Source organism: Cesiribacter sp. SM1 (assembly GCF_020178975.1).
GTDB lineage: Bacteria > Bacteroidota > Bacteroidia > Cytophagales > Cyclobacteriaceae > Cesiribacter.
The window spans coordinates 301,205-313,008 of sequence record NZ_JAHXBU010000091.1 but is presented as its reverse complement, the minus strand read 5'-3'; the positions used below and the strand labels follow the sequence as shown (position 1 = coordinate 313,008).

Here is an 11,804-nt window from a genome sequence, read left to right as displayed (position 1 = left end):
ATTAGCTCGCGTTAACCCTGCCAGGCTGTTAAAAGGCGAATAACAGAAGGCCTGTTCTGTAGAGATACAGGGCAGGCCTTCTGTTCTAACAAACTTATGGCAAGTTACTACAGGCGGGCCCTGGCTGCTTTGATCTCTTTGTTTTTGTTTTCGGCAGTCATTACGGGCTGGGCCGGGTACAGAAAATGCTGCAGTTCCTTTAAATACTTCAGGCTGCCATTGGGCACATTGCTGAGTACAATAAGGGCGCTGTGATCTTTTGGATTGCGCAGCAGGTAGGTGGTGTAGCCGTGCCACAGGCCGGCATGGTATACCACGGTATCGCCGCTGTCTACAGCTTTAATGCGCCAGCCAAAGCCATAATCTTCCTTTAGCTTCTTCCTTACGCGTGATCCCGTAAAAGCCTCTTCCAGGGTTTCTTTTTTCACCAGCTTTTCGGTATAGAGTGCCTGGTCCCATTTGTAAAGGTCTTCTACTGTAGAATACATGCCTTTATCGCCCAGTACAGTATCTAAATAATCCGGGGTTCTTTTTCTTTTGCCGCCGGTGTGGCCGGTAGCAACATTTTCCCTTTGTGCAATAGAGTCGTTGTAGGTGAAGGTGTGCGTCATCTGCAGTGGCTCAAATATGTTTTTTTGCATAAAGGCAGCAAAGGGCATCCCGGAAGCTTTTTCCACTACAGAGGCCAGCAGTGCATATCCTGTATTGCTGTAATCGAAGTGGGTGTTGGGCTGGTGGTAAACTTCCGGCTGGTGCGTCTCCATCAGCTTCAGCACGTCTTCATTGGCCATGGGCTGCTTGCGGTCTGACCATAGTTTGTCGCTGAAATAGGTATAGTTAGAAAGGCCGGAGCGGTGGGTGAGCAACTGCCTGATGGTAATACCTTGGTAGGGAAAGTTGGGAATATACTGCTGCAGAGTGTCATCGTAGCCCAGCTTGCCCTGCTCTTTCAGCATCATGATGGCCATCGCCGTGAATTGTTTGGACACCGAAGCCAGCTGAAAAGCTGTTTCCGTATTTAGGGTGTCTTTACTGCGAAAATCTGAATAGCCGAAAGCACCTTTGTACACAACCTGGTCGTATTTGGTAACCAGCACCGTGCCGTTGAAGCCCTTTTTTTTATGTAATTGCGTAAAAACTGAATCGAGCTGGCTACCCAGCAGGCGGGCACTGGCCTCGGTATAATGAGCCGGTATAAACACCTGCTCCCTGATCTCCTGCTCCTGAGGTATTACGCTGCTCACCAGCTTTTCTTTTTTTTCGTCCTGACATGAGATCAGGGATAAACCTATAACAGATACAGTGATGCCGTTTAGTAATATATTTTGTATTCTTTGAAGAAGGGTCATTGTTGAAAATACAAGTCTGAAAACAGGCTTTAAAGTTAAACGATCATCTTCAGTATTTTAGCTTAAATCTGTTAAAAAACCTACTTTCTGAAAAATAGGATATTTATTAAGTTAATCGCTGCCATGTCAGGAATATCCTTGGGTAAGAGCTGCACAGCAGGCCTATGGTATGCTGTGCTTACAGTTCAGGGATTGTATTGCAGCATCTGTTTTTTATGCTGGGTGAAAGAGCAGGGCTTTTATAACATTTCAGGTGTCAGAAGTTATTCATATACAGTTTAGTTGATCATCATTGCCTATCCATGATGGTTAAAGTTGATGCATGGGTGCCAGTACCAGATTGAAATGAAAGCAGATTATAGCGTTGGCATAGTAGGAGCAGGCTTTGCAGGACTTGTTGCAGCATTGCAGTTAAAAAAAAGCGGCAGAGACTCCTTTGTTGTTTTTGAAAGAGCAGCTGAGTTGGGCGGCACCTGGCGCGATAATGTATACCCGGGCTGCGCCTGCGATATTGCCTCACCGCTTTATAGTTTTGCTGATGAACCAAACCCCAACTGGAGCAGGCAGTATGGGCGGCAGCCTGAAATTCTGGCTTACCTGAAAGATGTTGCCCTCCGCAACGGGCTGAAGAAGCACATTCGCTACAACTCAGATATTGTGGAGGCCAGGTTTATGGAAGCTCAGGCATGCTGGGCGGTAACCGACAGGCAGGGCAATACCACAACTGTTGCTTTGCTGCTGATGGGGCCCGGACCCCTGAATCGCCCCCATATTCCAAATTTTTCAGGGCTCGGGCATTTTCAGGGGAAATGTTTCCACTCTGCCCAATGGGATACAGGGTACAGCCTGAAAGGAAAAAGAGTAGCCGTAATTGGCACAGGGGCCAGCGCCATTCAGATAGTGCCCAGCATAGCGCCCCAGGTTGCAGCGCTTACGGTACTGCAGCGAACGCCCGCCTGGGTTACCCACAGGTTTGACTATAAAATCGGCGCTTTCGGCAGGCAACTATACAGGCATTTTCCCTTCTTGCTGCAAATAAAAAGGAATGCTATTTTCTGGTTAAATGAGCTGTTTGGGCTGGGGTTTGTTGGGAATAAAAACATGAATAAGCTCCTGGAGCGTATCTCGCTGTTAAAACTGCAAAAAGAGGTAAAGGACCCCCGCATACGCAGAAAGCTAACCCCCGATTATACCATTGGTTGTAAGAGAATCCTTCGCTCCGACGATTACTATCCAACCTTTAATCGTGAAAACGTAAACCTGGTAATCGAAAGCATAGAGTGCTTTACCGAAAGGGGTATTGTAACGGCAGACGGGAAAGAGCACCAACTGGATGCCGTTATTTTTTGTACCGGCTTTGTTGCTGCAGACATCAATTTATATACAAAAATAATTGGCCTCGATGGCCGCGAGCTGGTGCAGGAATGGAGTGATACGGGTGCCGAAGCTTACCTGGGCACCACCATCGCGGGTTATCCTAATTTTGCTTACTTTTTGGGACCTAATACGGGGCTGGGCCATAACTCTGTGGTACACATCATGGAATCGCAGATGAACTATCTCATGCAGTACCTCGCACAGCTGGAGAGGCTGGGCGAAGGAAGCTACCTGGATGTGCTGGAAGAGGAGCAGCAGGCTTACAACAGTTGGTTACAGCAGCAGTTTAAGGGTACTGTCTGGAGCTCGGGCTGCAAAAGCTGGTACCAGAACAAGAGGGGAAAAAATACGGTACTGTATCCGCGGCTGGCCTCCAGTTTCCGGAAAGAAACCGAAGTTTTTAACCCAATGGCTTACCGGCAGGTTCGGCAAAAGATGCAGGAAGATGAAAAAATTGATGTAAAGCTTTAAAGATCTATAAATGCGATTATTGTTTATTCCCGGATTTGGAGAAGATCCATCTATTTTTAGCAGCATACAGGACCACCTGCCAGGGGAAAAGGTCTTTTTAGATTATTGGGAGCTATTGGGCAAAGAGCCCAGGCCGGAGCTTAACCCACTGCTTTTTGCAGAAGAACTGGTGGAGCAGTATGGCATTACCAGCCACGATGTGGTAATAGGCCATTCAACAGGAGGCTGGGTAGCTTACTATATCAAACATCTGGTTAACTGCCCGATTGTGCAGATTGCCTCCTGGACAGATATGGACAGGGTGGTAAGCCCGGTTCAGAACCGTCACTTAATCTACAGCTTTGTAAAGAGAGGGCTCTACTTTAATCCTCTGGTGCGGCATTACATTGTGTGGAAAAAATACCGGAACAAACCTTCTGCTGGTATCTTCAACTCAGTATTTAAAAGACTAAGCAGGGAAGACAGCTACAAGGTTATCAACCAGATGAGGCTTATTTTTAATCCTGGCTACGTGAAGCTCAAAGTGCAGCCTGATTTAAGAATTCATGCCCGGGAAGATTCTATCATCCTTTTTCCCGATCAGTATGCGGTAGAGGTGCCGGGTGATCATTTCAGCCTGTGGACCTATCCTGAAGAGGTATACTCACCAATTGTGAAGTTTTTAGAAGAACAGCAGGCAAAAAACCAGCACGCAAAAGGTAAACCATAAACCCGCCAGCAGGGGCTGCAATCCATTACTTATACTTCTGGCTTACTGCTGGCGTTGCCATCCCTGGGCTGCTGCTGCTTTCACTTCTTAGAAAAACCGAATTTTGCCTTATTTTCATATGTTGACCTTTTATTCCCGTACAAACCTGTATAAGGTAACCAGCTATTTGCCTGGCTCACAGGTGTTGTAAATAGCAGGGCAGATTTTTTAACTGATAGCACATGGAACGATTAAGCAACAAAGCATATAAGAACGAATTTGTACATAACTTCAAAGGTGATGAGAGTGGAGATCTGCAGCCCCGGCAAACTCCGGGGGTACTTTACAGCAGGGCCGCACCAACGGCAGTAAGCAACCCCCGGCTGTTGGCCTGGTCTGAAGAGCTTGCTGCAGAGCTGGGTATAGAAAAACCAAACAAAGAGGATGTGGAAATCCTGGCCGGGAACAGGCTTGCCCCTAGCATGCAGTCTTATGCAGCATGCTATGGCGGCCACCAGTTTGGCCACTGGGCAGGGCAACTGGGCGATGGCAGGGCCATTACGCTGGGAGAATGGCAGACGGAAGAGGGCAAAAGCTGGGAGCTGCAGCTAAAGGGCGCCGGCCTTACCCCTTATTCCCGCCGGGCCGATGGCAGAGCCGTGCTACGGTCCTCTGTACGTGAATACATGATGAGCGAAGCCATGCACTACCTGGGTGTGCCCACCACCAGGGCCCTTAGTCTTGTTTCTACCGGCGATAAGGTGCTGCGTGATATGTTCTACAATGGAAATCCGGAGTTTGAGCCCGGCGCTATCGTTATGCGCGTAGCCCCAAGCTTTATCCGCTTCGGTAATTTTGAAATCCTGGCTGCCCGTAAAGAATATGAGCACCTGCGGCAGCTGGTGGACTGGACCATCAGCAGGTACTATCCTCATATAACAGGAGAAGATAAGCTCATCTTATGGTACAGAGAGGTGATTGAGCGTACGGCCAGCATGATAGTGGAATGGCTAAGGGTTGGGTTTGTACATGGCGTTATGAATACCGACAATATGTCAATCCTTGGCCTTACCATCGACTACGGTCCTTATTCTTTCCTGGATGACTACGACCCCCAGTTCACACCCAATACCACCGACCTGCCGGGCAGAAGGTACGCTTTTGGCCAGCAGGCGGGTATAGCCTACTGGAACCTAGGCTGCCTGGCAAATGCCATTGCACCTATCTTTGAATCTACCGATGGCTTGATAGCTGCACTGAAAGAATATGAAAAGCTGATATCTGAAAAGTTTTTTGCCATGATGGCCGGCAAGCTGGGGCTCGACAGGGTAGCGCAGGAAGATGCAGCGCTGATAACTCAGTGGGAGCAGACCCTCATCCTCCTGAAACCCGACATGACCATCTTTTACCAGTTGCTTATCGATCTTCCGCTGGAGCTGGAAGGAGAGGAGCAGGTGGTAAACCACTTTAGCGAAAGCTTTTATGAAGATCCTGACCAGCCCCAGCGACAGGCATTGTACAGCCTGATGCAAAAGTGGGTAGAGCGGGTAAGAGCAAATACCAGCAGTCGCGAAGAGAGCAGGGCACGAATGAAGAAGAGCAATCCGCGCTTTATTTTAAGAAACTACCTGCTGCACCAGGCGATAGAAGGTTTGGAAGAGGGCGATAGTAGCCTGTTTAATAAGCTGGAGGCAGCCATGAAAGAGCCTTACTCCGGTAAGGGAGACGAATTCTTCGCCAAAAGGCCGGAATGGGCAACGCAGAAAGCCGGATGCTCCCAGCTGTCGTGCAGCTCGTAATTACACAGGATGCATTTATAAGGGTAATTCATTCCCTATTTTATGAGACTGTAAACTAAAACTGCCAGGTATAAAAGTTCAGGGCAGTAAAGCTAACTACTGTTCTTGTTTGCGAGCGCAGCGAAGCAATCCGGAGTATAAGCATGCATAAACCAGTTTGCTGCGCTACGTTCGCAAATACAGATATTTTATAATAGAAAACGGCCTTAGTATATTTTCTAAGGCCGTTTTGCTATCATCACTGATGTTCAGGGATTTGGAAAAGTTCAGATTAGTCAAAGAAAGGACACCCTGTAAGGCTGACTGATCTGACACTGAAGTGAAGACATGTTCTAAGAACCAGCAAATTGAAAGGCAGTTGAATAGCCGGGAACATTGATTTTATTCCGGTTCATGTGTTGAACTGCTTCTGCCTTACCGGCTAAATCCAGCAAAAAAGCATAGCCCATGGCTATCTCCTTCAAAGATTCAAAACGGCCTGTAGCACCTTCATGGCCTGCCGTCATATTGGTGTGCAGCAGGAGTACATTATCATCGGTTTTCTTTGCCCTTAGCTTTGCTACATATTTGGCAGGCTCCCAGTACTGTACCTGGCTGTCGTGCAAACCTGCAGTTACCAGTATATTCGGGTAATCCTGATCTTTGATGTTATCATAAGGACTGTAGCTCAGGATACAATCATAAAATTCCTTTAAGCCGGGATTGCCCCATTCGTAGTATTCGCTGGTGGTTAGCGGAATGCTTTCGTCAAGCATGGTGGTAACGGCATCTACAAAAGGTACGGCAGCAATAATCCCCTTGTACAGATCGGGACGCATGTTTGCAACAACACTCATGAGCATACCACCGGCGCTGCCACCCATGGCAAATAGTTTGTCTTTTGCAGCATACCCCCTTTTGATCAGGTACTCTGAGCAGGCAATAAAGTCATGGAAGGTATTTTTCTTCTTGAGCAGTTTCCCATCCTCATACCACTGGCGTCCCATTTCCTGTCCGCCACGCACATGGGCAATGGCAAACACAAACCCTCTGTTCAGCAGGCTTAAGCGGCTGGGGTTAAAATAAGGTCTGATAGACCTGCCGTAGCTGCCGTAGGCATATTGCAGGCAGGGAGCTGTTCCATTTCTGGGGGTATCTTTATGATACACCAGGGATACCGGCACCTTTACCCCATCACGGGCAGTAACCATTATGCGCTCCGATCTGTAATTTCCGGCCTCAAAATGCGGTACCACCTGCCTTTTCAGGAGCTTCTTCTGCCTGCTGTCCATGTCGTAGGCATAGGTAGAGTTTGGTATGGTCAGGGAAGAATAGTCAAAGCGCAGCACATCTGAGTTAAAGTCATGGTTTTCCGCAAGGTACACTGCATAGGTTGGCTCATTGAAAGAGAGGAGCTGTTCCTGCCTGTCTTTTTTCCAGCTAATGATGCGTATGTTGCTTAAACCTTCCCTGCGTTCCTCAACCACCAGGTAGTTCTTGAAAACAGCAATACCCTCCAGCAGTACATCCCTTCGGTGAGGGAGCACATCCTGCCAGTTAGATTTTCCAGGGCTGGCAAGAGGGGCTTCTACAAGCTTAAAATTGATGGCATCCAGGTTGGTAAGTATGTAAAACTTATCGTTATGATGCTCTACCGAATACAGGTGATCTTTCTCCCTGGCCTGAACAAGCAGGAAACCGGTCTCGGGATTACCGGCCCTCAGTACCCGGCTCTCGCTGCTGTGGGTACTGTATGATTTTATAATAATGTATTCGCCTGATTTCGTTTTGCTCAGCCGGCAGCTAAAGGTGCTGTCTTTTTCTTCAAACACCAGCTCATCTTTACTGGCTGGCGTGCCAAGCACATGTTTATATACCCTGCAGCTTCTTAAGGTCTGCGGGTCCTGGCGTACGTAGTAAACTGTTTTATTATCATTGGCCCACACCAGGTTTCTGGTAGTGGCTTTAATAAGGTCTGGCAACAAGCGTCCGCTGGCCACATCTTTAAACCTGATGTTGTAGAAACGTCTGCCAACGCTGTCTTCTAAAATGGCTGCAAGGCTGTGGTCGGGGCTTACTGCCACGGTAAAAAAGCAGAAAGCCTTGCCCCTGGCCAGGGCATTGCCATTCACTATTACTTCTTCAGGCGCTTCCATAGAGCCTTTTCTGCGGCAGTGCAGGGGGTACTCTCCACCCTGCTCAAAGCGGGTGTAGTAATAGTACTGATCAAGTTTATAGGGTACCGACTCCTCATCTTCCCTGATGAAGCCCTTCATTTCCTGGTAGAGGCCCTCTCTTAACCTTTTGAGGGGTGCCATTACATTTTCCAGGTAGGTGTTTTCTGCCTCCAAATAGGAAATTACCTCATGGTCTTCTCTGTTTCTTAACCAGAAATAATCATCCTGCCTGCTGTGGCCGTGCATCTGGAGGAGGGTGGTGCTTTTTTTTGCGGCAGGGGCATTCAGCTCCGCCCGCATTTTAGAAATAGTTCTATTCTTAAGCCCGCTTTCTTCAGACCAAAACAATAGTGGTGCTACTACCTTGGCTTTAGTTAAAGGGTTGTCTATCATTTAGCTATCTTTAGTATACATCAGACCTCTACCAAAGGCCAATTTTCAGGCCTGTTTCCTCTATAAAAAAGGGGTAGAATCTTAAATCCTCAACACAACTCTGTCGCAAGATAGTTACAGAACAATGTTGAATCATCAGATTCATGTAAAAAATGCTAAATAATATATTAAAATGTATATTTACAGGCATGTAATTGCCTTTTTAAGATGACTTTTTCAGCTCCAGCACCATAATTAAAGCGTTATTACTTAGCGCTGCCTGTTCCATTTTTGCCTGCTGCCACAGGGTAAACTCAACACTGGCATGCAGCAGTGGATTTGTATGAGGTAAATCAGGAGAATGTGCTGTACATCAGGTTTCTTGAAATTTTTGCCGATACATTCAATCTATTTATCCCCACCTTACAGCATAGATGCTGCAGCTTGTGTAACTTGCAGCCCGAATTCAAATTGTAACAAACACAGCTATGATAACTACACTGGCATTTATCGGAGGACTGGGAACTTCTGAAATTGCGCTGATTTTATTTATTGTGGTGATATTCTTTGGCGCCAAGCGTATTCCGGAACTTGCCAGAGGTTTGGGAAGAGGCATGCGGGAGTTTAAGGATGCAACAAAGGAAATCAGGGAAGAGATAGACAGCGCCCGTGACAGCGCCACTCTGAAAGAATAGCAGACCCTGCCGGGAAAGCGCAGGCATGTTGCCATCCTGCGCTTTTCTCTATGCCAGAACTGGTGTAATGCCGGTAGCTGTTTGCTTTTTCAACCGCTCGATGACAGCAGCACCTGCAGGATTGAAGTTAAAAGGAGAGATGTTGTTTACCGATGCGTGCCTTAAAAGGAACTACAATACTATCACATGTGGTGGGCTGGCTGATTGTGCTTAGCCTGCCCATCTTGTTTCTAACACAGCTGCCCGGCAGCCAGAGTATTGCCAGCCTGCTCTACAGTGCCAACTTCTGGATATTTAACCTTTCGTACATTGCGCTGTTTTATGTGCATGTGTTCTGGATTTACCCGCAGCTGTATGTCAAAAAAAAGTATTTCCTGTACGTAGCCGCCATTTTACTGCTGTTTGCCGGTTTTGCTTTTTTGCGTCCTTTCGACAGGTTCATCGTTCAGCGCCAATCCAACAATGAGTTTCGCGAGCGGGTAGAAGGCATGCCGGGGCCTCCTTTCCGTGAAATAGGGCAGGAGGGACGTATGCCACCAGCGTTTCGCGAGCGCCGGGGTCCGCACTTCGATGTTGTTTCTTCGTTTCTCTTCCTGATGATTGTTTCCCTGGGCATTGCCCTGCAAACTAACCAGCGTTTGCGTATTACCGAAAAGCGGGCCTTACAGGCCGAGCGAGACAAGGTAAATGCAGAGCTTTCATTCCTGAAGGCACAGATTAACCCACATTTCCTCTTCAATACCCTCAATAATATTTACTCACTGGCCGTTATCGGGAGTGAGCATACGGCAGATTCCATCCTGAAGCTGTCCAACATTATGCGGTATGTAACAGATGAGGTAACGCATAACCTGGTACCCCTGGAAAGTGAGGCTGCCTGCATCCGGGACTATGTAGATCTGCAGCGCCTGCGCCTCAGCAAGCGGGTAACGCTCCATTATTCCGAAAGTGGCAACCTCAGCAATAAAACCATTCCACCCATGATCCTGATGACTTTTGTGGAGAATACTTTCAAGTATGGCATCAGCAACCATGAAAATGTTGATATCATGATCAGGCTTCAGGCAGAGGAGAACCAAATAAGCTTTTACACCCGGAACAGGTTGTTTGAAACACCCCGCCCGGTAATTAGTACAGGCGTGGGCCTGAGCAATACCAAACAGCGCCTGGCGCATATGTACCCCCACAGCCATACGTTAAGCATCGACAGCACAGGGGGATACTTTACCGTTACCCTTACCATAAATGTTTAAGCAGTAACGGCAGCTTGCCATAAGCCTCTGAAAGCAAAGTAGATAAAACATTGACTTGTCATGAAATAAGTTGACACAAAATCAGCCTGTTTCAGGACAAGTCACTCATAAGTTAAAAGTTTAGATATGATTTAGCTTATGACGGAGGCCAGGGTACTGAAATTGCGCCATTTTAGGAGAGTATCTGTGAATGGCAGAAATGTCCCGATAAGTTGTATAATGAGCTGGTAACTCCGGCAGGGGCGTTCAGAAACTGCCGGAGTTACCAGCTAAAGCCACAGAGGCAAGTTAAGTAGCAGCCGTTTAGTTGGCATTGAGGGTTGTAACGGAGCCACTAATGGTAAAACTGTTGCTCAGCGTGCCTGCTGTGTAGGCAGCATCCTCAAACAGGCCATTGGTGGCTGTGCCACTGGCGCCTCCTCCCAGGTACAGTTGGTAAGCAGAACCGGTGCTCAGGGAAGGGGAGGAGAAGAGCAGGGACTGGTAGCTCTTAGCCGGACTAAAAGTCAGTAATCCGTTTCCATTGCTATCCTGCACATGAACAAGGTGGCCGGCCTGTTTAGCAGAGCCAAATGAAACCTTAACTACATTTTGTGTTGAAGACTGGCTTGGAGCCTGTGCCATGCCGGAGCTGCCTACCGCTACCAGAAGCCCACCGGAAATGGTAAAGGTCTTGTCATAGTCAATTGCCCCATTGCCACTGGCGGTGGGGCCGTCTACCACAACAATTCCCCCTGTCATTTCAATGTAGCCATTAGCGTCGATTCCATCACCGGCGGCATTAATATACAGGTAGCCACCCCGCATGTAGAAGTGATTCTCGGAGCTATCGTCGCCGGAAGAGGCGTTGAGGCCATCATCTGTAGCGGTTAGTTGTATACGGGTACCGCTGTTGATGGTGATCTCTGCACTTTCCACGCCTTCTTCAGATCTGGAGATCAGGATATCGCCGCCATTGAAGGTTAGGGATTCTTCTCCATGGATGCCATCATTTCCGGCTGCGAGGGTGAAGGTGCCTCCATCAATCACCAGGTTTTTATCACTTTTAATGGCAGAGCCTGCTGCGGATACGGTATAAACGCCTTCCTTGATGATCATACCTCCGGCACTCACCATGCCTCCATCTGCATTGGCGGTAACGCTAAGCGCTCCTGTACCAAAGAGGGAGAGTTTTGTGGCACTGTACAAGGCTCCTTCCCGGGAGTTTGCGCTTCCGTCAGTGAGTGAATTTTCAGTTTCAGGGGCCAGGTAAAGAACTACTTTTGCTGCACTTTTTACCCATAAAGGTGCATTGGAAGAATTTGCTATGTTTGCCCCGTTCAGCATTACCTTTACCTTATCAGTAGCAGCCGCATCAATAATAAGCTGTCCGTTTGTAAGGCTGCCGCTCACACTATAGGTGCCAGCTGTGGTAATGGTTGCAACAGTGCCCTCTGCTGTTGCGCCGCTGCCGGTAACATATACCGCTGTTCCATCAAGAACAATGTATGTGATGTCTGTATCGAAAGCATAATCATCCGATTCCTCAACGTTTGTTTCAGCGGTACTATCCTGTTCAGGATCAACTCCTGAATCCTCACAGGAATAAAACAAACCCAGCAGCAGTAGCAGCGCTAAAAGGGGATATTTTGATTTAGTCATTGC

The 11,804-nt window shown here is 47.8% G+C and carries 8 protein-coding genes; 5 read left to right on the top strand and 3 right to left on the bottom strand.

Annotated elements, in window-relative coordinates; genetic code table 11:
- Window positions 1-107: 107 nt before the first annotated feature.
- Window positions 108-1,349, bottom strand: a complete 1,242-nt coding sequence (locus KWJ01_RS19155; protein WP_224998663.1) for a serine hydrolase — start codon at window positions 1,347-1,349, stop codon at window positions 108-110.
- A 345-nt stretch (window positions 1,350-1,694) separates the two neighbouring features.
- Here KWJ01_RS19155 and KWJ01_RS19150 point away from each other — a divergent pair, with 345 nt between their 5' ends.
- The 3 genes from KWJ01_RS19150 to KWJ01_RS19140 all read left to right on the top strand — a co-directional run bounded on the left by KWJ01_RS19150 (window position 1,695) and on the right by KWJ01_RS19140 (window position 5,684).
- Window positions 1,695-3,197, top strand: a complete 1,503-nt coding sequence (locus KWJ01_RS19150) for an NAD(P)/FAD-dependent oxidoreductase (RefSeq protein WP_224998662.1) — start codon at window positions 1,695-1,697, stop codon at window positions 3,195-3,197.
- Between the two features lie 10 nt (window positions 3,198-3,207).
- The gene (locus tag KWJ01_RS19145; protein WP_224998661.1) at window positions 3,208-3,906 is read left to right on the top strand and encodes an alpha/beta fold hydrolase; all 699 of its coding nucleotides are present in this window, start codon (window positions 3,208-3,210) and stop codon (window positions 3,904-3,906) included.
- Between the two features lie 221 nt (window positions 3,907-4,127).
- The gene (locus tag KWJ01_RS19140; protein WP_224998660.1) at window positions 4,128-5,684 is read left to right on the top strand and encodes a YdiU family protein; all 1,557 of its coding nucleotides are present in this window, start codon (window positions 4,128-4,130) and stop codon (window positions 5,682-5,684) included.
- A gap of 332 nt (window positions 5,685-6,016) precedes the next feature.
- Here KWJ01_RS19140 and KWJ01_RS19135 read toward each other — a convergent pair whose 3' ends face one another.
- Window positions 6,017-8,233, bottom strand: a complete 2,217-nt coding sequence (locus tag KWJ01_RS19135) for a S9 family peptidase (RefSeq protein WP_224998659.1) — start codon at window positions 8,231-8,233, stop codon at window positions 6,017-6,019.
- A gap of 467 nt (window positions 8,234-8,700) precedes the next feature.
- Here KWJ01_RS19135 and KWJ01_RS19130 point away from each other — a divergent pair, with 467 nt between their 5' ends.
- Entirely contained in the window at window positions 8,701-8,907 is a 207-nt protein-coding gene (locus KWJ01_RS19130; protein ID WP_224998658.1) for a twin-arginine translocase TatA/TatE family subunit, read from the top strand.
- A 152-nt stretch (window positions 8,908-9,059) separates the two neighbouring features.
- The gene (locus KWJ01_RS19125; protein ID WP_224998657.1) at window positions 9,060-10,160 is read left to right on the top strand and encodes a sensor histidine kinase; all 1,101 of its coding nucleotides are present in this window, start codon (window positions 9,060-9,062) and stop codon (window positions 10,158-10,160) included.
- 303 nt (window positions 10,161-10,463) lie between these two features.
- Here KWJ01_RS19125 and KWJ01_RS19120 read toward each other — a convergent pair whose 3' ends face one another.
- On the bottom strand, window positions 10,464-11,801 hold the full coding sequence (locus tag KWJ01_RS19120) for a carbohydrate-binding domain-containing protein (protein ID WP_224998656.1): 1,338 nt from the start codon (window positions 11,799-11,801) through the stop codon (window positions 10,464-10,466).
- Window positions 11,802-11,804: the final 3 nt, after the last annotated feature.